This window comes from Hasllibacter sp. MH4015 (assembly GCF_020177575.1).
Lineage (GTDB): Bacteria > Pseudomonadota > Alphaproteobacteria > Rhodobacterales > Rhodobacteraceae > Gymnodinialimonas.
The window spans coordinates 2,094,244-2,116,222 of the sequence record NZ_JAHTBK010000001.1 but is presented as its reverse complement, the minus strand read 5'-3'; the positions used below and the strand labels follow the sequence as shown (position 1 = coordinate 2,116,222).

Annotated in this window: 23 protein-coding genes; 9 read left to right on the top strand and 14 right to left on the bottom strand. The window is 65.3% G+C overall.

The genetic code is table 11. The annotated features are described in order from the left end of the window. Window position 1 precedes the first annotated feature (1 nt). The 4 genes from KUW62_RS10880 (at window position 2) to KUW62_RS10865 (ending at window position 4,039) form a co-directional block, all read left to right on the top strand. A complete protein-coding gene (locus KUW62_RS10880; protein WP_224815504.1) occupies window positions 2-1,210 on the top strand; it encodes a phosphopentomutase in 1,209 nt (402 codons plus the stop codon). Further along, complete coding sequence (locus tag KUW62_RS10875; protein ID WP_224815503.1) at window positions 1,207-2,184, top strand: adenosine deaminase; 978 nt, start codon at window positions 1,207-1,209, stop codon at window positions 2,182-2,184. The genes KUW62_RS10880 and KUW62_RS10875 overlap by 4 nt, the downstream gene beginning before the upstream one ends. After that, on the top strand, window positions 2,181-2,813 hold the full coding sequence (gene upp, locus KUW62_RS10870; protein WP_224815502.1) for a uracil phosphoribosyltransferase: 633 nt from the start codon (window positions 2,181-2,183) through the stop codon (window positions 2,811-2,813). Before KUW62_RS10875 ends, upp begins: the two co-directional genes overlap by 4 nt. A 74-nt stretch (window positions 2,814-2,887) precedes the next feature. Then, window positions 2,888-4,039, top strand: coding sequence for an SPOR domain-containing protein (locus KUW62_RS10865; protein ID WP_224815501.1), 1,152 nt, complete (start codon window positions 2,888-2,890; stop codon window positions 4,037-4,039). An 84-nt stretch (window positions 4,040-4,123) separates the two neighbouring features. On the opposite strand, the gene KUW62_RS10860 is transcribed toward KUW62_RS10865, so the two are convergent. From KUW62_RS10860 to KUW62_RS10850, 3 genes are all read right to left on the bottom strand, one after another. Then, window positions 4,124-5,143 (bottom strand): hypothetical protein, encoded by a 1,020-nt coding sequence (locus KUW62_RS10860; protein WP_224815500.1) that lies wholly within the window; start codon window positions 5,141-5,143, stop codon window positions 4,124-4,126. A 101-nt stretch (window positions 5,144-5,244) separates the two neighbouring features. Further along, entirely contained in the window at window positions 5,245-5,556 is a 312-nt protein-coding gene (locus tag KUW62_RS10855; RefSeq protein WP_224815499.1) for a hypothetical protein, read from the bottom strand. A gap of 63 nt (window positions 5,557-5,619) precedes the next feature. Then, window positions 5,620-7,251, bottom strand: coding sequence for an AMP-binding protein (locus KUW62_RS10850; RefSeq protein ID WP_224815498.1), 1,632 nt, complete (start codon window positions 7,249-7,251; stop codon window positions 5,620-5,622). Between the two features lie 203 nt (window positions 7,252-7,454). Between KUW62_RS10850 and KUW62_RS10845 the strand changes: the two genes are divergently transcribed. Then, a complete protein-coding gene (locus KUW62_RS10845) occupies window positions 7,455-8,036 on the top strand; it encodes an outer membrane beta-barrel protein (protein ID WP_224815497.1) in 582 nt (193 codons plus the stop codon). Between the two features lie 187 nt (window positions 8,037-8,223). Beyond that, window positions 8,224-9,318, top strand: coding sequence for a Hint domain-containing protein (locus tag KUW62_RS10840; protein ID WP_224815496.1), 1,095 nt, complete (start codon window positions 8,224-8,226; stop codon window positions 9,316-9,318). A gap of 59 nt (window positions 9,319-9,377) precedes the next feature. On the opposite strand, the gene KUW62_RS10835 is transcribed toward KUW62_RS10840, so the two are convergent. The 11 genes from KUW62_RS10835 to KUW62_RS10785 all read right to left on the bottom strand — a co-directional run bounded on the left by KUW62_RS10835 (window position 9,378) and on the right by KUW62_RS10785 (window position 19,456). Further along, window positions 9,378-11,579 carry a 3-hydroxyacyl-CoA dehydrogenase NAD-binding domain-containing protein gene (locus KUW62_RS10835; RefSeq protein WP_224815495.1) on the bottom strand — a complete coding sequence of 734 codons (2,202 nt, stop codon included), beginning with the start codon at window positions 11,577-11,579 and terminating at the stop codon, window positions 9,378-9,380. Then, entirely contained in the window at window positions 11,576-12,550 is a 975-nt protein-coding gene (locus tag KUW62_RS10830) for a hypothetical protein (RefSeq protein WP_224815494.1), read from the bottom strand. The genes KUW62_RS10835 and KUW62_RS10830 overlap by 4 nt, the downstream gene beginning before the upstream one ends. Before the next feature lie 32 nt (window positions 12,551-12,582). Then, entirely contained in the window at window positions 12,583-13,794 is a 1,212-nt protein-coding gene (locus KUW62_RS10825; protein WP_224815493.1) for an acetyl-CoA C-acetyltransferase, read from the bottom strand. Window positions 13,795-13,914: 120 nt separating this feature from the next. Then, window positions 13,915-14,493 (bottom strand): membrane protein insertion efficiency factor YidD, encoded by a 579-nt coding sequence (gene yidD / locus KUW62_RS10820; protein WP_224815492.1) that lies wholly within the window; start codon window positions 14,491-14,493, stop codon window positions 13,915-13,917. Window positions 14,494-14,575: 82 nt separating this feature from the next. Next, a complete protein-coding gene (locus tag KUW62_RS10815; protein WP_224815491.1) occupies window positions 14,576-15,196 on the bottom strand; it encodes a glutathione S-transferase family protein in 621 nt (206 codons plus the stop codon). Beyond that, entirely contained in the window at window positions 15,193-15,918 is a 726-nt protein-coding gene (locus KUW62_RS10810) for a hypothetical protein (protein WP_224815490.1), read from the bottom strand. Before KUW62_RS10810 ends, KUW62_RS10815 begins: the two co-directional genes overlap by 4 nt. After that, window positions 15,915-16,127, bottom strand: a complete 213-nt coding sequence (locus KUW62_RS10805) for a hypothetical protein (RefSeq protein WP_224815489.1) — start codon at window positions 16,125-16,127, stop codon at window positions 15,915-15,917. Before KUW62_RS10805 ends, KUW62_RS10810 begins: the two co-directional genes overlap by 4 nt. 85 nt (window positions 16,128-16,212) lie before the next feature. Then, window positions 16,213-17,988: an acyl-CoA dehydrogenase C-terminal domain-containing protein gene (locus KUW62_RS10800; RefSeq protein ID WP_224815488.1), complete on the bottom strand. Its 1,776-nt coding sequence runs from the start codon at window positions 17,986-17,988 to the stop codon at window positions 16,213-16,215. Window positions 17,989-18,026: 38 nt separating this feature from the next. Beyond that, on the bottom strand, window positions 18,027-18,419 hold the full coding sequence (locus tag KUW62_RS10795; RefSeq protein WP_224817091.1) for a MerR family DNA-binding transcriptional regulator: 393 nt from the start codon (window positions 18,417-18,419) through the stop codon (window positions 18,027-18,029). Between the two features lie 183 nt (window positions 18,420-18,602). Beyond that, entirely contained in the window at window positions 18,603-19,091 is a 489-nt protein-coding gene (locus KUW62_RS10790; RefSeq protein ID WP_224815487.1) for a hypothetical protein, read from the bottom strand. After that, window positions 19,088-19,456 carry a MerR family DNA-binding transcriptional regulator gene (locus tag KUW62_RS10785; RefSeq protein ID WP_224815486.1) on the bottom strand — a complete coding sequence of 123 codons (369 nt, stop codon included), beginning with the start codon at window positions 19,454-19,456 and terminating at the stop codon, window positions 19,088-19,090. Before KUW62_RS10785 ends, KUW62_RS10790 begins: the two co-directional genes overlap by 4 nt. A gap of 129 nt (window positions 19,457-19,585) precedes the next feature. On the opposite strand from KUW62_RS10785, the gene KUW62_RS10780 reads away from it, so the two are divergent. From KUW62_RS10780 to KUW62_RS10770, 3 genes are read left to right on the top strand one after another with little or no spacing between them, the layout of a single operon-like run. After that, window positions 19,586-20,038, top strand: a complete 453-nt coding sequence (locus KUW62_RS10780; RefSeq protein ID WP_224815485.1) for a PaaI family thioesterase — start codon at window positions 19,586-19,588, stop codon at window positions 20,036-20,038. Further along, on the top strand, window positions 20,035-20,544 hold the full coding sequence (locus tag KUW62_RS10775) for a PaaI family thioesterase (protein WP_224815484.1): 510 nt from the start codon (window positions 20,035-20,037) through the stop codon (window positions 20,542-20,544). The genes KUW62_RS10780 and KUW62_RS10775 overlap by 4 nt, the downstream gene beginning before the upstream one ends. 3 nt (window positions 20,545-20,547) lie before the next feature. Next, window positions 20,548-21,885, top strand: coding sequence for an MATE family efflux transporter (locus KUW62_RS10770; RefSeq protein WP_224815483.1), 1,338 nt, complete (start codon window positions 20,548-20,550; stop codon window positions 21,883-21,885). Window positions 21,886-21,979 lie beyond the last annotated feature (94 nt).

Genomic DNA, 21,979 nt, shown 5'->3' with positions numbered 1-21,979 from the left:
CATGCCCCGCGCCTTTCTTGTCGTAATGGATTCCGTCGGCTGCGGCGGCGCGCCGGATGCCGGTGCGTTCTTCAACGGCGACCTGCCCGATACCGGGTCCAACACGCTGGGCCATATCGCTGCGGCCTGCGCGGAGGGGCGCGCGGATGAGGGGCGGTCGGGTTTGCTGAAGATGCCGAACCTCGACGCGCTTGGCCTTGGGGCGGCGATCCGCCTGTCCACCGGCGCGCGGGCGGAGGGGCTGGATGCCCTGCCCGAGGGTCTGTGGGGCGTGGCGGAGGAGGTCAGCCCGGGCAAGGACACGCCTTCGGGCCATTGGGAGCTGGCCGGTTTGCCGGTGCCGTGGGACTGGCATTATTTCACCGAAACATCCGGCAGTTTCCCGGCCGAGGTGATCGCGAAAGTGTGCGAGATCGCGGGAACGGATGGCATCTTGGGCAACGAACACGCTTCCGGCACGGAGATCATCGCGCGGCTGGGGGAGCGGCACGAGGAGACCGGTTGGCCGATCTGCTACACCTCCGCCGACAGCGTTTTCCAGATCGCCGCCCACGAGGAGAGCTTCGGCCTCGACCGTCTGCTGCGGCTGTGTGAGGCGCTTGCGCCGCATTTGCACGCGATGAAGGTCGGGCGCGTGATCGCGCGGCCTTTCACCGGCCCGCCCGGACTTTATGAGCGGACCGGCAACCGGCGTGATTACGCGATTGAGCCGCCGGGCACGACGCTGCTGGATTGGGCCACGTCGGCGGGGCGGACAACCTACACGATCGGCAAGATCCGGGACATCTTCGCCGGGCGCGGCGCGGGCCACGTGCTGAAAGGGCCGGACCGGGACCTGATGAGCTATCTGTCGCAATGCGTGGAGACGGCGGAGGACGGCAGCCTGACCTTCGCCAATTTCGTGGAATTCGACAGTCTTTACGGCCATCGCCGGGACGTGTCGGGCTACGCGCGGCACCTGGAATGGTTCGATGCGCAGATCGGATCGGTCCTGAACGCGCTGCGCCCCGACGATCTGATGCTGTTCACCGCCGATCACGGCAATGACCCGACCTGGCCCGGCACCGACCACACGAGAGAGCGGGTGCCGGTCCTTGCCAAGGGGCCGTATTCGGGGCAGGTGGGCGTGCGGGGCTTTGCCGATATCGGGGCCTCCGTGGCGGCCCATCTGGGCCTGCCGGATCGCGGCGCGGGGGAGAGTTTTCTGTGAAAGACGTCAAGAAGATCGAGCTGCACCTGCACCACGAGGGTGCGGCGCCGCCTGCCTTCATCCGCGGTCTGGCGGCGGAGAAGGGCGTCGATCTGAGCCGGATCTTCCGCGAGGACGGCACCTATGCCTATCGCGATTTCAACCATTTCCTGTCGGTCTATGAGGCGGCGACAAGCGTGTTGACCGGCCCGGAGGAATTTGCCCGCCTGACCCGCGCGGTGCTGGAGGAAAGCGCCGAACATGGCGTGGTCTATTCCGAGAGCTTCCTGAGCCCCGATTTCTGCGGTGGCGGCGATGTGGAGGCGTGGAAGGACTACCTTGCCGCGATCCGCCAGACGGCGGAGGAGGCGGAGCGCGATCTGGGCATCACGCTGCGCGGCATCGTCACCTGCATCCGCCATTTCGGCCCCGAACGCGCCCGCGCGCCGGCCATCTGCGCGACGGAAACGGCGGGCGACTGGATCGTGGGCTTCGGAATGGGCGGGGACGAGATGGTGGGCCACCAGGCCGATTACACATGGGCCTTCGATTGCGCGCGGGAGGCGGGGCTGAAGATCACGACCCATGCGGGCGAATGGGGCGGTGCCGCATCGGTCCGCGAAGCGGTGGAGGACCTGAACCCGGCGCGGATCGGACATGGGGTGCAGGCGATTGACGATCCGGCCCTGTGCGACGTGCTGGCCGAGCGTGGTATCGTGCTGGAGGTCTGCCCCGGCTCCAACGTGTTCCTTGGCGTCTACCCGAGCCTGGCCGCCCATCCGATCCAGAAATTGCGGAAACGGGGGGTGAAGGTGACGGTGTCCACTGACGATCCGCCGTTCTTCCACACCAACATGACCCGCGAATACGAGGGGCTGGAGAGGGCCTTCGGCTGGGGCGAAGAGGATTTTGAAGAGATCACCCAAACCGCGCTGGAGGCGGCGTTTTGCGACGATGCCACGCGCGACACGATACGGGAGCGTTTGAAGCCATGAAAGATCACCTGACCATCGTCGATCACCCGCTGGTGCAGCACAAGCTGACCCTGATGCGGGACAAGGATTGCTCCACCAAGTCGTTCCGCCAATTGCTGAGGGAAATCAGCCACCTGCTGGCCTATGAGGTGACGCGGGAATTGCCGATGACGACGATGCAGGTCGAGACGCCGATCCAGACGATGGAAGCACCGACGATCGCGGGCAAGAAGCTGGCGCTGGTGTCGATTCTGCGCGCGGGCAATGGCCTGTTGGACGGAATCCTGGAGCTTATTCCGAATGCGCGGGTGGGCTTCGTCGGCCTCTACCGCGATCCGGAGACGCTTCAACCGGTCCAATATTACTACAAGGTGCCGGATGCGATCGAGGATCGGCTGACCATCGTGGTGGACCCGATGCTGGCCACCGGCAATTCCTCGGCGGCTGCGATCGACCTTCTGAAGGAGGGCGGCGCACGCAACATCCGGTTCCTGTGCCTGTTGGCGGCACCAGAAGGTGTGGCGCGCATGAAGGAGGCGCATCCCGACGTGCCCATCGTCACCGCGGCTTTGGACACCCATCTCAACGATCACGGCTATATCGTGCCGGGGCTGGGGGATGCGGGCGACCGGATGTTCGGGACGAAATAGTCCTTTGCCTGCCTTTACTTAACGGCACGACTCGCCCAAACTATCCACAAGCGATTTCTGTGGGGGAGTTTCGCATGGCGAAGACGTTTATTCTCCGCGTTGCCGTCATCGGGCTGGCTGCCAGCCTTGGGACAAGCAACGCATCACTGGCCCAGGCCGTTCCGGCGGAATTGCCGCCGGCCAGCTATTCCGGCGATCAATATGTCGACAGCCGCGGCTGCGTGTTCGTGCGCGTGGGCTTTGGCGCGGCGACAGAATGGGTGCCGCGCGTGGGTCGGGACCGGCGCGCGGTCTGCGGCTTCCAGCCGTCGGGCGGCGGCGGACAGGCCGCACCGGACCTGGCCTCCAACGATACGGTCGTTATCATCGGGGAAGATCCGGTGGCCCCCGCACCTGCGGCCCCTGCGCCCGTGATCGCGGCCGCACCCGCGCCAGCGCCGGTCGTGCGCACGCCCGCACCCGTTGCGGCCCCCGCGGCGGTGACGGTGATCGCACCGACCGTCGGTGTCACCGGCTGCCCGAACCTGCCGGCCAATGCGCAACCCTATTTCACCGGCGACGACGTGCGCTGCGGCCCGCAGGCGCGCCACCCGGGCGACGGCACCATCATCGGCCCGCAATCGGGCCTTGGCATCGGGGGCGGAGAGCCGATCACCGGCACGCCGCGCAGTTTCGCGTTGAGCGCGCCGCCGCCGGGATACGAGCTGGCCTGGGAAGATGGCCGCTTGAACCCCTATCGCGGCATCGGCACACCCGCCGGAGAGGCGCAGATGTTGCAGGTCTGGACCGACACCGTGCCGCGCCGCTTGGCGTCGGTGCCGCTCAGCGGCCATGCCAATGCCCAGATCAGCTATGCCGGGACCGGCGGCGCGGGCCATGGCGTGAGCGTCGTGGCGTCATCTTCGCGTCCGGCATTGGGCGACGGGGGCGACGTGCGTGCGCCGCGCGCGCGGGTTCCCGCGGCGGAGGCACCGTCCAACGAAGTGCGCGTGGGGGCCGGGCACCGCCACGTTCTGGCCGGTACGTTCGGCGGACAGGCCGAGGCCGCCGCCGCCTATCAACGGCTGTCGGCCGCCGGGCTGCCCGCGCGGATCGGCCAGGTGCGCCGCCAGGGATCGACCCTGTTCGTGGTGATGGCGGGGCCCTACGGCGATCCGCAATCGCTTGGCCGCGCGCTGTTGCAGGCCCGTGGCGCGGGCTTCCCCGGGGCGATGACCCGCAACTGACGGGACATGAACCGTATTGAGGGAAGGGCGCGGGGGATCGCGCCCTTTTTTCGTGGAGCGGGCATTCGTGGCGGGGGCATGGTTTCAGCTGGAACAGATTTCCTGCAAGCTGACCCAATCGGCGTCGCTCAGTACCGGCTCATTGGCCTGGCCCCGCATCGGGTCGGCCTCGATCAGCCCCAGCACCGACTCGCCCGAGACGTCGCGGGCAAAGGCATAGGGCTGGGTCGAGATGCGAGCCGTGGCGAAGCGGTCGATCAGGGCATCGTCGGGCAAGGCGGAGACGCCGCGCGACAGAAGGCGCGCAGCGTGGGCGTGGATCGCGTCTTCGGGGATGGCGCCGGTGGTCAGAAGGCGGAAGGTGACGCCGAGGCCCGCTTCGGTCAGGAAGATCTCCACCGGGTCGCGGAGGTCGCGGCGCAGCCCTTCGGCCAGCAGGTAGCCCGCAAAGACCTCCGGCGTCTCGTAATCCTCGGCCAGGGAGGCGGAGGTGACGATGAAATTGCCGGGCAGGCTGGTGGTCTCGGGGATCAGGGACGGGAAGAGGATCAGGCGGGGCGCATCCTCCGTCCCGAAGGTGCGCACGGACAGGCGCATCAGCGCGGTGCGCCCGCCTTGCCCGCCACAGGGACGACCGGCAATCGTGATCATCTCGGTCAAAAGATCCTCCCCGATTTCCACGCGCTTGGCATCGGGCAGGAGGGACACGGTCTGCCGGGTCAACGCGCCGGGCAGCCAGAACAGGCCAAGGAGGGCGATGGCCGCAATCACGCCCGCCGCCAGCACAAGGCGCAGGCGTCCGGGCCGGGGGCGGGAGCGTGCGATGGCGGTGCGGATACGCTCGATGGCCGCCACCATCTCCGCGTCGGCGATCTCCAATTCCTCCTCGCTGTCGGAAGAGGGGGCGAAGAGGGCGGGCGACTTGCCGGGATTGCGCCGTTCGACGGCGGGCAGGGACCAATGGCCGACCGCTTCCCCCGACGGGGCCGACATCACAAGCGTCGCGTCGCCCAGGGACACGACAACCTCGCGCCTCTGGTCCTCGGCCCGCTCCCGCCAGAGGCCCAGGGCCTCCAGCCGTCGGTATTCGTCCAATGCGGTCATCCGCCTGCAACTGCGCCTTGTTGTTATGCACGCGACGTTACTACAGGCGGCGCGGTCCCTCAATCGCGGGTGCGCCGTTCGTCAGGGGCGGTGGGGCTGGGTCAGTACATCTCGTCGCTGGATTGCGTTCCGGCATTGAAGCGGCGGATCGCGGCTTCACATCCGGCGATGGTTTGTCCGCAATAGACAGTCGCCCCGGTCCCGACCCTTGCATAGACCGCGCGGGTCGCCGTCGGATCGTTTCTTGGATCGTCAATGGTCGCATCGGTGCTGCGGACCCGCTCGAAAATCTGGTAATCGGTGTTTTCGACCGTGACCGTGCCCCGGTCATAGGTTTCGCCCCTGTTGAAAAGGCTCTGACACCCGGCCAAGGCGATCACGCCCGCGCCGAGCAGAATATATACAGGTTTCATTCTGAAATCCCCCCACAAGATCGGCGCGAGCCTATCATATACCGGCATTCCGGCCAAACGGGGCTAGATTTCAGCGGCTTGCTTGCGCAATTCGAACTTCTGGATTTTGCCGGTGGACGTCTTCGGCAGCTCCGCAAAGACCACGCGTTTGGGGGTCTTGAACCCGGCGAGGTGCGTGCGTGCGAAGGCGATGATGTCCCCCTCCTCCGCCTCTGCGCCGTCTTTCAGCTCCACGAAGGCGCAGGGGATTTCGCCCCATTTGTCATCGGGTTTGGCCACCACGGCGCAGAGCGACACGGCCGGATGGCGCATCAGCACGCCTTCCACCTCCACCGAGCTGACGTTTTCGCCGCCGGAAATGATGATGTCCTTGGCGCGGTCCGCGATCTGGATGTAGGTGTCGGGATGCTGCACGGCGATGTCGCCGGTATGGAAATATCCGCCCGCGAACGCCTCTGCCGTGGCATCCGGGTTCTTGTAATAGCCCTTCATCGTGGAATTGCCACGCATCATGATCTCGCCCTGGGCCGTGCCGTCCATGGGCGTCTGGGTCATGGTGTCGGGGTCCATCACGGTGATGTCGTCCATGTTCGGGAATGCCACGCCCTGGCGCGCCTTGATCGCGGCGCGGTCGTCACCTTCCAGCGCGCCCCAGCGATCCTCTTGCCAGGTGCATTCGGTGGCGGGGCCGTAGACTTCGGTCAGGCCGTAGACCTGGGTGACGTTGAAGCCCATCGTCTCGATCGCAGCGAGCGTGGCGGCGGCGGGCGGGGCGCCCGCGGTGAAAACCTCCACGATATGGTCGAACGCCCGACGCTCCGCCGGTTTGGCATTGACCAGCATGTTCAGGACGATGGGGGCGCCGCCGAAATGGGTCACGCCTTCGTCGGCGATGGCGTTGTAGATATTGGCCGCGGTGATGTCCCGGCAGCAGATCGTCGTGCCACCCACGGTGGGCATGGTCCAGACATGGCACCAATTGTTGCAATGGAAGAGCGGTACGATGGTGAGGTATTTCGGATAGAGCACCATGCGCCACGAAATCGGCGTGCCCATGGTGATGAGGTACGCGCCGCGATGGTGGTAGACGACGCCCTTGGGCCGCCCCGTCGTGCCGGAGGTATAATTGAGCGCGATGCTTTCCCACTCATCCTCCGGCATCACCCAGGGCGCGTGGGGGTCGCCTTCGGCGAGGAGGTCTTCGTAGGTGGTGTAGCGGCCCGTCGCCGGATGGCCCGCGGCGGCGTCCGGAACCTCGATGATGGTCGGCGCGGGTCCGGCCATTGCGGCCACCGCGTCTTCCACCAGTGACAGGAATTGGGTGTCGGCGAGGACCAGCTTCGCCTCCCCATGGTCGAGGATGTAGGTGACGGTCGCCACGTCAAGGCGGATGTTGATGGAGTTGAGCACGGCCCCCGCCGCGGGCACGCCGAAATGCGCCTCCACATGGGGGTAGGTGTTGGGCAGCACGGCGGAGACGACATCGCCGGGCGTCACGCCCCGTTTGGCCAAGGCGGAGGCAAGGCGGGAGACACGGGCGTGGTATTCGGCGTAGGTTGCGCGGTGCGGGCCGTCGACAACCGCCTCCCGCTCCGGGAAGACGCGGGCGGCGCGGGCCAGGTGGCTGAGCGGTGTGAGCGGCACGAAATTGGCCTGCGTCTTTTCCAAGCCACGCTCGTCTTTCATCCAGCCCATGATCCGCATCCCCCCACGCAAGAATATGTCCACCGTGATCGCCCATTGCGCAACAAAAGGGAAGGGTGGGGTGGGGCATCGGGGGTGAGTCAATAATGCCGCATCAACGGAAAACCCGCCCACGCCACGCATTCGCCCATCCCCATTGTCGCGCGGATGACTTATCCACAGGAAAACACCAAACATATAGAGCGAGGCACAACATGCAGGTCCAACGCGCCGTTGCGGCACTTCTTCTGACCCTTCCCCTGACCCACATGGCCACGCAGGCCACAGCGCAGGACGCGGCGTGGTCCGGCCTTTACGGCGGGGTGAATATCGACATCACCAGCCTGCGGATGCAGACAATCGGCGGCGGCGCGACGACCAACGAGGGCGATGGGCTTATGGCCGGGCTGGAGGGCGGGTATCGCCATGATCTGGGCGATATCGTGCTGGGGGCCAATGCGTCGCTGATGTTCGGCAACGTGGAGGCCGCGCCGGTCGGTGGGGCCACGGCCAATGACCCGTCCCTGACGGCGCTGGCCACGGTGGGGATCGAGGCCGGCTATGACCTTGGCAACGTGCTGGTCTATGGCGGTATCGGGTATTCATGGGCGACGATGCGCGACACGTCGGACACACGGCGCTTCGACAGCGGGGCGCAGTTCGGCATCGGGGCGGATTTCATGTTGAACGAGGATTGGATCGTGGGCGGCGGGATCACCCGCACGACGCTGGATGCCTTCAACGGTTCGGACGTCCGGGCCACGTCCTTCGGCCTGCGCGCCGCCTACCGGTTCTGATCGGCCAAGAGAGCCGGGGCGACAGGCATGCCGCCCTGGCCCCTGCCCGATATGCGGGCAGTCGCAAGCGCGGATCGGCGATGCGTTGCCGGGGTCGGGCAGATGGCCCGCCCGCCTGTGGCGCCTTCGCCAAATTCACACCACATTTCCATGGTTGACGTGTTCCTGAAACGGGCGGGACAGCACCATGGCCATACAACCAATCCTGATTTTCAACGCGTCGAGCTTTCTGAATGCTGCCGGGCAGCAGGGATTCGATGACGACACGACCAATTCGATCGTCAACGGCAGCGGTCCGTTCAAGCTGGTGGAGGGCAACCCGACCTCCGTGATGATCGACGATCAGGAAACCGGCGCGAACGAGCCGATCCTGAACGACGGCACGTCCCGGCCGCAATTCCTCGATGATCCGGTAGAGCTGGAATACGTCCAGGATGGCGTGACCCAGACGACCACGTTCCCGGCTGGGACGACCCAGGTGCAGGGCGAATTCACGATCGAGTTCGACAGCGGCTATACGCTCGTCGCGATCCGGATGACCGATCCCAACAGTGCGACCACGGGCGATACGCTGGTCAATGCGGGCTACGCCCTGATCGCGCCGCCGGGCGGATCGGTGCCGCCGCCCTATGATCCGGTGACAGGCGAATTCATCCTCGGCAACGTGACGGGCGGCAGCAACAATGGCGCGACGCCCTATTCCGACATTCCGTGTTTCGTGGCCGGTACGCTGATCGACACGCCCGCGGGCCCCCGCCCCGTGGAGGATCTGAAGGAGGGTGATACCGTCACTTCGCTCGATCACGGGCCGGTGCGGATCATCTGGGCCGGTCGGCATTACGTGAGCGGGGCGGACCTCCGCCGCGCCCCGCATCTTGCGCCGTTGCACTTCGCGGCGGGCAGCGTCGGCAATGCGGAGCCCCTGCGCGTGTCCCCGCAACATCGGCTGATGCTGGCGGAGGCCGAGGCGGAGGTCTGGTTCGGGACGCCGGAAATACTGGCACCGGCGATTGCATGGATCGGGCAGCCGGGTGTCCGGCGGGAGGTGCCGGAGGGCGGCGTGACCTATTGCCACTTTGCCTGCGCCCGGCACGAGATCATCCGCGCGAGCGGGGCGCGGGCCGAAACCCTGCTGCCGACCGCCGCACAGGCCGACCATCTGGAGACGATGCTGGCCGACCTGACCGGCGCGTCGGGCGACAGGCATGCCGCCCCGGCGCGCCCGATTGCCCGAGTCTTCGAGGCGCAGGCCTTCCTCCGGCGCCGGTCACTGGCCGCCTGACGCGAAACGGCGCGGCCCCCGCCAGGGAACCGCGCCGATCCATTGTGCCACGGGTAGGATCAGGCTGCTTTCGCGTCCGCCCCCGATCCGAAGCGGCCGTAGAAGGTCTGCCCCTTTTCGGCCATTTCGCGCAGAAGCGGCGGGCAGGCGAACCGGTCGCCGTAGGCTTCCGTCAGCTGATCACAACGTTCGGCTGCGTAGGCCGTGCCGAGGATGTCGAGCCAGCTGAACGGGCCGCCGGACCAGGGCGCGAAGCCCCAGCCGAGGATCGCGCCCACATCGCCTTCGCGGATGTCGGTCAGCACGCCGGCCTCGAACGCGCGGACGGCCTCCAACACCTGCGCGAAGAGCAGGCGGTGCTGCACCTCGGTCAGGTTGGGCTGGGTGTCGGCGGTCGGGTAGCGGGCGGTCAGACCGTCCCAAAGCCCGGTGCGCTTGCCCTTGTCGTCATACTCATAGAAACCCGCATTGGCCTTGCGGCCCAGGCGGCCCTCGTCCTCCATCCAGAAGACTAGCTCATCCGTCGTGTCGTCGTAATTCGGATCAGCCGCTTTCGTCGCTCGCGCGATCTTGGCACCGAGGTCGATGGACGTCTCGTCGGTCAGTTGCAGCGGACCCAGCGGCATACCGACTAGCTTGGCCGCGTTTTCGATGAGCGCGGGTTCGACGCCTTCCTGAACCATGCGGACGCCTTCGTTCACGTAGGGCAGGATGCAGCGGTTGGCGTAGAAGAAGCGTTCGTCGTTGACCACGATGGGGGTCTTGCGGATCTGGCGGACAAAATCGAGGGCCTTGGCGACGGCCTGATCGCCGGTCTCCTTGCCCTTGATGATCTCCACCAGCAGCATCTTGTCCACGGGGGAGAAGAAGTGGATGCCGATGAACTGCTCAGGGCGGGAGGACGCCTTGGCGAGCATGGTGATCGGCAGGGTGGAGGTGTTGGTGGCGAAGATGCCGTCGGCATTCATCACCGCTTCGGCCTTGGCGGTCACATCGGCCTTGACCTTGGGGTCTTCAAACACGGCCTCCACGATCAAATCGCAGCCCTTGAGCGCGTCGTAATCGGTGGTGGCGGTGATCTGGCCCAGAACCTTCGCCTTCTTCTCCTCCGTGACCTTCTTGCGCTGCATGCCTTTGTCCAGCAGCCCCTCGGAATAGGCTTTGCCTTTATCCGCGCTTTCTTGCTTGGCGTCGATCAGGACCACTTCGATCCCGGCCATGGCGGAGACATAGGCGATGCCCGCCCCCATCATGCCCGCGCCGAGGATGCCGACCTTCTTGACCGTCTGGTCCGCCACGTCCGGTCGGTTCGCGCCCTTCTCCAACGCTTCCTTGTTGAGGAAGAGGGAGCGGATCATGGCGGTGGAAGATGGATCCATCAGGACTTGCGTGAAATACCGCGCCTCGATCTTCAGCGCGGTGTCAAAATCCACCAGTGCGCCTTCGTAGATCGCGGACAGCAGCGCCTTGGCCGCCGGGTAGACGCCCTTGGTCTTGCCGTGGATCATCGCCGAGGCGCCCACGAAAGTCATGAAACCGGCCGGGTGGTAGGGCGCGCCGCCGGGCATCTTGAAGCCCTTCGCATCCCAAGGTTTCACGATGTCGGCGGGGCCTGCATTCAGAACCCATTCCTTCGCCTTGGCCATCAATTCGTCCGCCGGGACGACCGCATCGACAAGCTGCGCCGATTTGGCCTTGGCGGGGGGCAACATCTTGCCTTCCAGCAGAACCGGGGCGGCCGCCATCGCGCCGACCATACGCGAATAGCGGGTCGTGCCGCCCGCGCCGGGGAAGAGGCCCACGAGGATCTCCGGCAGGCCCATCTTGGCTTTCGGATTGTCGGCCATCACCCGGTGGTGGCAGGCCAGCGCAATCTCTGTCCCGATGCCCGCGCAGGTGCCGGGCAGGGCGCAGGCGATGGGCTTGCCGCCCTTGTTGGTCTTCGGCTCCATCCCCGCGCGCTCAATTTTGCGCAAGATGCGGTGGCCGTTCATGATGAAATCAAAGAGGCCTTGGGCCGGGTTGTCGCCGCTTTCCTCGCGGATCGTGGCGAGCGTGTTGAGGTCCATGCCACCGGCGAAGCTGTCCTTGCCGGAGGTGATTACGATCCCCTTGATGTCCTCGCGCTCCAGCGCCTCGTCGATCAGCGCTTCGCATTCGGAGAACGCCTCCCGGCTGAGGACGTTCATCGACTTGCCGGGCACGTCCCAGGTGACAATCGCGACGCCGTCCGCGTCGACCTTCATCGTGAAATCGGTCATTTCGTCTTCCTTCCGTGTATCTCGCGCAGGGTCGGCAGATGGTCCGCGATTTCGAAGACCGCGCCGAGCTTGTCGGTGTTGGCAAGTGAGTTGGTGACGGAGGCGCATTTCCAGCCCTCGTCCGTCGCGTTGAGGATCATGCGGCTTTGGATCGGGCCGAAGCGGACCTCGTCGCCCTTGCGCATCGTCGTCTGGTGATAGCCCATCAGCCGGTCGGCAGAGAGAAAGGCGGCGAAGCTCGCCTCGCGCACCAACCGGTCCGCGCCGCATTGCGCCATCTCGGCCACGAGGGCATCGAAGAACGGGCGGGAGCGGAGCGGCGATGTCGCATAGAAATCGCGACCCTCGTAATGGATGTCGTAGGGATCGGTGAAAAGGTCCATCCACCCTTCGAAGTCGCCCGCGATGTTGAGGTCCGACATCGTGTCGATCACGCCCTGGTAGAGAGGAAGCGCGCGGGCGGTGTCGTGGATCACCGGATCACTGCCGAACCCATCCTCGGACAGGAACACGCCCGGCCGTGGTCGTGTGTCGCGCGCGGGAAAAAGGGCATCGGCGAGTTCGTGTTCGGAATAGGCCGCGCGCCAGGTGTCGCCATCGCGCTTGAGGATCATCCTGCTGCGATAGGGATCGTTGATCGGGATCGCCCCACGCAGGATGTAGGAGACGTGGGTGCCTTCGATCGACGTGTCGTCGAGGAACCGGGCCTTGTGTACGATGCGGTGAAAGTCCGTCGCGCCCTGGGATGTCAGCCAGGCGTTGATCTTGCGGATATCGCTGAGCAATTCGTCGCGGGATTCCGCGATATCCTCCCCCGCCGCGGTGCGGAACACGTAGGGCAGCATGATGTGGTCCGCGAACGCCTCCACATGGCCCGCGAAGACGAGCTTGGTGGTCGCGTCGAGGTGCCGCTGAAAGATATCAGCGGCGCTGTCGGCATCCATCGGCAAACCCGGTGTCTCGCGCGGCATGTGGTTCGGTCCCTCCCTGTGCCCCGCTTGGCTCAGACCCGTTCCAGGATCGTCGCGGAGCCCATGCCGGCGGCCACGCACAGGGTGGCGAGGCCAACCTCCTTGTCCGCCCGCTCCATCTCATCAAGGAGCGTGCCGAGGATCATCGCGCCGGTGGCACCGAGCGGATGGCCCATGGCAATCGCCCCGCCATTCACGTTGACGCGGTCGTGGTCCACGTCGAAGGCCTGCATGAAGCGCAGCACCACGGAGGCGAAGGCCTCGTTCACCTCGAACAGGTCGATGTCACCGATCGCCATGCCGTTTTCGGTCAGGATCTTGTTGGTGACGGGCACGGGGCCGGTCAGGTTGATGGTGGGATCGGTGCCGATCTTGGCATTGGCGCGGATGCGCGCGCGGGGCGTGAGGCCCCATTTCTCACCGAATGCCTTGGACCCGACCAGAACCGCCGCGGCCCCGTCCACGATGCCGGACGAATTGCCCGCGTGGTGGATGTGGTTGATCGCTTCCAGATGCGGATATTTCATCAGCGCCACGGCGTCGAAGCCGGGCATCATCTCGCCCATTTCCTTGAAGGCGGGCTTGAGGGAGCCAAGCGATTGCATGTCCGTCTGCGGGCGCATGTATTCGTCGCGGTCGAGGATCGTCAGGCCGTTCTGGTCCTTCACGGTGATCACGGATTTGCCAAAGCGGTCCTCCTCCCACGCGGCGGCGGCGCGGCGCTGGCTCTCGACCGCGTATTCATCGGCCTCGTCCCGGTTGAACCCGTATTCGGTCGCGATGATGTCGGCGCTGATCCCTTGCGGGACGAAATAGCTGCCCATGGCAAGCTGCGGGTCCACGGCCATCGCCGCCCCGTCGGAGCCCATGGCAACACGGCCCATCATCTCCACGCCGCCCGCGATATAGCCCTCACCGGCGCCGCCCTTCACTTGGTTGGCGGCGAGGTTCACGGCCTCGAGCCCGGAGGCGCAGAAACGGTTGATGGCGAGGCCGGGAATGCTTTCGTCGAGGTCGGAGGCCAGTACGGCGGCGCGCGCAAGGCAGCCGCCCTGTTCCATGACCTGCGTGACGTTGCCCCAGATGACATCTTCGACCGCGTGACCTTCCAACCCGTTGCGCTCCTTCAACGTGTTGAGCGTGAAGGCCGACAGGCGGGCGGACGTGACTTCGTGGAGTGCGCCGTCCTTGCGGCCCTTGCCGCGCGGGGTGCGGATGGCGTCGTAGATATAGGCGTCGGTCATGGCTTATCTCCAGGTCTTGCATCCCGCGCGCGTGGCGGGTTCCGTGTCTGATATGGTCAAATACGGCGCGCTGTCCCAGCGGAACGTTGCGTCGCGAACGTTGAAATTCTGCGTGAGGCGCTATCCGCAGGACGGCGCGCAATCGCAGCCGCCGCATCCCCCGTCGCAGGACGGCGCGCTGCAATCGAGCCCGCCACAGCCATCGGCCGCCCCGGACCCATCCGGGGCAGCACCGCCACCATCGACGGGAGTGCCGGATTTGTCCGCCACGTTGCCCGCGCCTTGCGCGCGCGCAGATCCCACCGATCCCGCCACGCAGAATGCCGGAAGGGCGATCCCGCAAAAGGCCGCATCGCCGCAATCGCAGGCATTCCCGAACCAGCCGCCGCTTTGCTTTTCCTGCTTCCGTCGGCGCTTGCTCCCGCGACGGGGCGACCCGCCGCCCGCCTGATCCTCCGCCCAGTTGGCATGGACGGTGCACGCCGCCCGCAACGTGACCGAGGCGTCCCGGCAATCGCGGAACCGCTGGCGGATGAGGGGGATCGCGCCCCATATCCCGTGATCTCGGATCGCGTGTTTCGCGTAACCGGAACAACCCGTGCCGCCGTGCAGGACGGAATGCGCGCAGCGCCAGCCCTTGCGCGGTGAAATCCAGCGTTGGTAGCCCCAGATGGCCCCGAGCGCGATTTGACTGACCATGTGCCCGACCGATGTCCCCGTTTCGGGCCAGATTGGCAAAGGACGGCGGCGCTGACCAGCCCGCAAACGCGTCGGTGCCGTCTCATCCCGGCAATCCACGCTGCATCAGGTCATAGGGATGTTTCCACCCCGGCACCTCGCTGATCCGGGTCAGCCACGCGTCGATTGCGGGGTAATCGGCGCGGTCGAAGGTGAAGGGCTCGTCATAGAAGAGGTAGCCCGCACAGCTTATGTCGGCGCAACTCAGGCCGTCGCCGACCAGCCAATCGCGTTTGGACACTTCGCCTTCCAGCACCAGAAGCACCGATTTCAGGCGCCCGGCAAGGAAGGCGTTCACATCCGCGTTGCGTTTGTCGGCGGGCAGGAAATTCATCATGAACCGCAGCGGCCCCGCCATGCCCGAGACCTTCTGGTTGTCGAAGATGGTCCAGCGCAGAACCTCGCGCCGGTCGCCGCCGTCAAGCTTGCCCGATTGCGCCATCACCCAATCCTGGATCACACCCGATTGGGTCAGGATCGTGCCATCGGCATCCAGCACCGGCACCTCGCCCATTGAGTTGATCGCGCGAAACTGTGGCGTGCGCGTCTCCCCCTTGAAGAAATCGACGAAACGCGGCTGCCAGGCGATCCCCGCCAATTCCAGCGCCAGCGCGGCCTTGTAGGCATTGCCGCTTTCCCCGAAGCAATAAAGCGTGTTGGTCATGGGCGGGGTCCTTCGATGTCGACGATATTGAGCGTGGTTTCCATGGTGATGGGACCGCGCGGCAGGCTGTAGATGATGGTGACGGGGCACCAGCGTTCCCCGCAGGGTCGGTCCCATTCCGTGGCATTTCCACGCCGGGGCGCCAGATCCATGGTGGGCCGCGTGGCCGCGACCATGGCGAATTGCCAGGCGGCCCAGATGTCGAAAACATTGGCGACCGGGCCGTAGCGATCCTCGGGGATGCCGCCGGTCGGGTGCCACTCGACGCGGCAGGTCATGCCAAGCGGGTCCGGGCGAAGCCAGAGGAAGGGGTGGCCATTGTCCTCGTCCGCATCAATCGAGCCGGTCGGCGACAGGACGCGATCCCCCGGCCCGTCGAACGGGTCGGAGATATCGCCGAAGGAATAGGGGAAGAGAGGGTAGGAGGCGAAGCCGGCGGGCGTGACCTGTGCCAGCGGCGCGCCCTGTTCAAGGCCCAGGCAGACGTTGCGGAAGTGCCGCTGCACCATGAGCGCGCCAAGCTCGGTCGAGTTGGGATTGATCGGGGTGCCGTAAAGATCGGGCAGCAGGTCCCCATAGCCGGTGAGGCCAGAAAAGATCTCGATCGCGCGGGGTGTGTCGCGCAAGGCCGGCTGCCCGCCGAAGGTGAAATCCGTGCTTTGGGCAAGCGCGGGGCACGCCGTGGCGATGCAACTAACCAGGGACAGGACGGCGCGGATCATCGCTTGCGCTCATCTATTTCGGAATTGAACAGCCGTATACGGGCGATGAACTTTTCCTCGTTGATGACGCTGCCCCAGCTCTCGAAAAGGAACGACAGGAATTCGCCTTCGTCCAGACCCGCCTCCTTCGACAGGGTGCGGAGTTTGCGGAACCCGTCCTCGCTCATCGCGATGTTGGGCCGCCGGGTCAGGCGGAGGCGTTTGGGCATCGGAGCTCCTTCCGAATGAAGTCTGCCCCAATCATGGCGGGAAACGGCGCGGCAACAAGTAAAAACCCGTCGCCGCGCCAACCCATCAGAAGTTCGCGGCCTCCAGCACCATCACATCCTCGCCCCCGGCCTGGATGCGCGCCAGATGGGTCGCGGTCATCGGCAGGGTGCGGTTCATGTAGAAGCGGCCGGTGGCCAGCTTGGTGTTGTGGAAGTCGGGATCGGAGGTGCCATCGGCCAGCGCCGCAAGCGAAGCCTTCGCCATCATGCCCCACATCAGGCCCAGACAGGTATAGCCGAATAGATGCATGAAATCGTAGGAGCCCGACAGCGCGTTATTGGGGTTCTTCATGCCTTCTTGCATGAAATACATCCCGGCCGCCTGAAGGTCCTTTGACGCGGCCTTGAGCGGGGTGACGAAATCTTCCATCCCGTCCACCTCTGCATTGTCCTTGCAGAAGCCCTTCACGAGGTCGAAGAACGCCATGACGTGCTTGCCGCCGTCCTGCGCCAGCTTGCGCCCCACGAGGTCGAGCGCCTGGACGCCGTTGGCGCCTTCATAGATCATCGCGATGCGTGCATCGCGGGTGAACTGGGACATACCCCATTCCTCGATGTAGCCATGCCCGCCATAGACCTGCTGCGCCTGCACGGTCATGTCGTAGCCCTTGTCGGTCAGGAAGCCCTTAATCACGGGCGTCAGCAACGACACGAGGCCGTCCGCCGCCGCATCTTCCGAACGGTGGGCGCGGTCGATCAGGGTGGAGCCCCAGAGCAGGAACGCGCGGCCCCCTTCCACGAAGCTTTTCTGTTCCATCAGGTTACGGCGGATGTCGGGATGCACGATCAGCGGATCGGCGGGGCCATCGGGGTTCTTCACGCCGGTAATGTCGCGGCCCTGTAGCCGGTCCTTGGCGTATTCCAGGGCGTTCTGGTAGGCCACTTCGGCCTGGGCCAGGCCCTGCATGCCAACGCCAAGCCGCGCTTCGTTCATCATCGTGAACATGGCGCGCATGCCCTTGTGCTCTTCGCCCAGAAGGTAGCCGGTCGCCTCGTCGTAGTTCATCACGCAGGTCGAGTTGCCGTGGATGCCCATCTTCTCCTCGATCTTGCCGCAGGAGACGCCGTTTCGCGGCCCGAGGGAGCCATCCTCGTTCACCAGGAACTTCGGCACGATGAAGAGCGACACGCCCTTGATACCTTCCGGCCCGCCCACGATCTTGCCGAGCACCAGATGGATGATGTTGTCGGCCATGTCGTGTTCGCCGGCGGAGATGAAGATCTTCTGGCCGGAGATCTTGTAGGTGCCGTCGCCCTGCGGCTCGGCCTTGGTGCGCATCAGGCCCAGATCGGTGCCGCAATGGGGCTCCGTCAGGTTCATGGTGCCGGTCCAGTCGCAGGAGATCATCTTGGGCAGGTAAGTATTCTTCTGATCCTCGGTGCCGTGGGCGAGAATGGCGGAGGCCGCGCCGTGGGTCAGGCCGTGATACATGGTGAAGGCCTGGTTAGCGGCCGAGAACATCTCGCCCGTCGCAGTGTTCATCACGTAGGGCAGGCCCATGCCGCCATATTCCTCGGGCATGTCGATGCCGGGCCAGCCGCCTTCGCGGGTCTCGTCGAACGCCGCCTTGAAGCCTGTCGGCGTGCGCACGACGCCGTTTTCCATCGTGCAGCCCTCGGTGTCGCCCACCACGTTCAGGGGCGCCAGAACCTCCGCCGCGATCTTGCCCGCCTCGTCGAGGATCGCGGTGGTGAAATCGCGGTCCAGATCACCGTAGCCGGGGATGTCGTCGCCGGAGATGTTCAGGACGTCGTGCAGGATGAACTGCATGTCTTTGGTGGGGGCGGTGTAGCTTGGCATTTCAGTCTCCCGAGGGGTGGGGTGGGCTGGTGTTCGGGTTATTGGGCGGCGGGTTGACGGCTGCTCAGCATGTCGCCGACCAGCTGCATCTGGTTGCGCAATTCGTCGATCGCCTCGTCCAGTTCGGCGCGCTGCCGCTCCATGTCGTGCAGGCGGTCCTGGGCGATCTGGAGGGTCTGGCTCAACTGCGTTTCCTGGCTGTCGCCGACGTAGTAGAGGTCCAGAAGCTGGCGGATTTCCTCAAGCGAAAAGCCGAAGCGCTTGCCGCGCAGGATCAGCTTGAGGCGCGCGCGATCGCGGCGCGTGAACAGACGGCGCTGGCCGTCGCGCTGGGGGAACAGCAATTCCTTCGCCTCATAGAAGCGCAAGGTGCGCGGCGTCACCTGGAAAGTGTCGCACATTTCGCGGATCGTCATGGTTTCGGAGGTCATGGTACGGGTCTCAATGTTGTCAAACATGCCAGTGATGGCCTCCATCTGCGAGTCGATGGCCCATCCTACAAGCAGAGATGACGTTTACGTAAACGGGACGTTGCGTCATTTCGTGCCTGACGAAAGGTCACGAAAAGTGACGCAGGGTCAATGCTAATTTTACTACTTGGTCAAATTTTGTTTTCAGCGCCGGGAGAGCGTCAGGTCCGTCCCGAAATGCCAGGCCCGCCCGTCCGGGGTCTCGAACGCCCACCCGTTCTCCGACCAGCGATATCCGGTGATCCAGACATGGTGGGACGTGGTCCGTTCCATGGCGCGCGGGCGTATCAGGGCGCGGAGCGGCACGTTCGCGATCTCTTCTCCCGGTGCCCGGTAGAGCCACAGGACGGTCTCGTCGGGGTCGCCACTCCAGCCCAGCAGATTGCCGCTGGCCGGAGAAATCAGGACGTGTTGTCCGTCCGGCGAGGGGTGGACCGCAAAGCTGGGAATCCAGAAATCAATCGACCAGGTGGGATTGTCGGGCGGGCCGATGAAGATGGCGGGCGGATTGAGCGATCCGGTCACGGCAAGACCCGGGAACGGGGCCATGGTCCAGTCTTCCGCCGGTCGCAGGGGCGTGTCGGCCTGCGCGGCCTGTGCGAGGGCCAACGCGAGCAGGACCGCGCGGATCATTGGTTTGCCGCCGTCTCGTCCCGCAGGGCCTGCAATTCGACGATGATCTCATCGAGTTCCGCACGGCGCGCGTGCAGCTCTTCCAATTGCCGGTCTGCATGTTCGATCCAGACCTCGCGCTGCGCTTCCCAGCCCTCGCCCTTGTCGTAGATTTCCAGCCATTGGCGGATCTCCTCCAGCGAGAAGCCGAAGCGACGGCCTCGCAGGATCAGCGTCATCCGGGCCACTTCCCGCGGCCCGTAGAAGCGCGCGCGCCCCTCGCGTTCGGGCGCCAGCAATTCGATGTATTCGTAATGGCGCAACGTGCGCGGCGTCACGTCGAAGCGCGCGCACATCTGTTTGAAATCCAACCGTTCCTCGGACATGGCCCTGTGTCTTCTCCCGTCTCCCCTGGGCGCAGTATGGCGCGGCGCTTGCGCTATTGCAAAACAACTTCCCCTTGCACTGACACGGCACCGGGGCGACACCTTGGGCCAGGTACGAGAAGGGACGACATGGCCGACAAGACCCCGACGCACGCGCAGGACAAGGCGCGGATCGCGCGTCAATTCATCGAAGCGATCCCGTTTTCCAACGCGCTCGACATGCGGCTGGACGAGATCGGGGACGGGCTTGCCGTGATTTCCATGCCATATTCCGAGGCGCTGGTGGGCGATCCGGCGACAGGCGTGATCCATGGCGGGGCGGTATCGGCCCTGATGGATACCTGCGGCGGCGCGGCAGTGATGAGCCATCCCGAGGCACTGGCGGGCACTGCCACGATCGACTTGCGGATCGACTATATGCGGCCCGCAAGCCCGGGGCAGCGGATCACGGCGCGGGCGAAATGCTACCATGTCACCCGCTCCGTCGCCTTCATTCGGGCAGAGGCATTTGACGAGGATGCCGAGCGGCCAGTCGCCGCCGCAACCGGGGCCTTCACGGTCGAGCGGAGGGCCAAGCAATGAGCAAGCGCCCGCAACCCGAACCCGTCCACGTCATCAAGGAACGCCGTGACCGGGCGCTTGCGGCCCTTGTGGAGGGTGTGCCCTACATCAAGACCATCGGCATCACCTTCGACCGGCGCGGGGATGAGCTGACGGCGGTGCTGAATTACGACGAGAAGCTTATCGGCAACCCCTTCCTGCCCGCGCTCCATGGGGGGGCCATTGCGTCGTTTCTGGAGGTTGCGGCGATCATGGAGCTTGGCTTCCACATCCTGTGGGACGAGATCGAGGGCGGGCGGTTGTCGGCAGACGATTTGAGCCCGCAGAACCTGCCCCGGATGCCCAAGACCATCGACTTCACCGTTGATTACCTCCGCTCCGGCCTGCCGCGGGATGCCTATGCGCGGGCCCGCGTGAACCGGTCCGGGCGGCGCTATGCATCGGTCCATGTGGAGGCGTGGCAGGACAATCGCGAGCGCCTGTTCGCACAGGCCACGGGGCATTTCCTGATGCCGTCCCGAGACTAGGACATGTCCGCCCCGCCAGCAACCGCCAGCGACCCGCCCCAACCCCTGACCCACCGCCGCGTGGTCAAGATCGCGGGCCCCATTGTCCTGTCGAATGCAACGGTTCCACTTCTGGGGATCGTCGATGTGGGTGTTGTGGGCCAGATGGGGGAGGCCGCCCCCATCGGTGCCGTGGGCATCGGCGCAATCATCATGACGTCGGTTCTGTGGATCTTCGGCTTCCTGCGCATGGGGACGGTGGGCCTTGTGGGGCAGGCGGAAGGGGCGGGGGACCAGGCAGAGGTCTCCGCCATCCTGACCCGCGCGCTGATGATCGCGGGCGCGGGCGGTTTGCTCATCATCCTCGCCTATCCGCTCATCATCTTCGCCGCATTCTCGTGGGAGCCGACCAGCGCAGAGGTGGAGGCGTTGGCGCGCCAATACCTGTTCGTGCGCATCTGGACCGCGCCCTTCGCCATCGCGATCTACGCGCTGACCGGCTGGCTGATCGCGCAGGAGCGCACGGGCGCGGTGTTCTGGATACAATTGCTGATGAACGGGCTGAACATCGCGCTCAGCTTCCTGTTCGTGCTGGGCTTCCAATGGGGCGTGATGGGGGTCGCGGCGTCGACCGCCATCGCGGAGATCGTGGGCGCTGCCGTGGGATTGTGGTTCTGCCGCCGGGCGTTCGACCTGCCCGATTGGCGCGACTGGGTGCGGGTGTTCGACCGCGCGCGGCTGATCCGCATGGCGCTTCTGAACGTGGATATCCTGATCCGTTCCGCGCTTTTGATGGCGATCTTCACCTCCTTCACCTTTCTGGGTGCGCAATTCGGGGACGTGACGCTCGCCGCGAATGAGGTGCTGATCCAGTTCATGTATCTGACCGCCCACGCGATGGACGGGTTTGCCTTTGCCGCGGAGACCCTGATTGCAAGGGCCTACGGGCGGCGCGATCCAGGGCGGGTGCGGCACGCGGCGCAGCTGACCTCGATCTGGGGGCTGGGGACCTGCGTGGCGCTGGCGCTTGTGTTCTGGCTTGCCGGGCCCGCCTTTATCGACATCCTTGCCAAGGATCCCGACGTGCAATCGACCGCGCGGCTCTACCTGCCATGGATGGTGCTGGCCCCGATCGTCGGATGCGCGGCCTGGATGCTGGACGGCATCTTCATCGGGGCGGCGCGGGGGCGGGACATGCGCAACATGATGATCGTCAGCGCGGTGATCTACGTCATCGGCGCGGCGATCCTGATCCCGACGCTCGGCAATCACGGGGTGTGGATCGCCCTGCTGATAAGTTTCGCGGCACGCGGCGTGACGCTGGGCGCGAAATATCCGAGCCTGGAGCGGTCGGCGGCGTAGGTCACATTCGAGCATGTGTGATACAAGGCAGGGCGGCATTCGCCGAAGGTATCACGCGTGATAAGGTGGTTTAAGGCACTGATTAAAAAGGAAA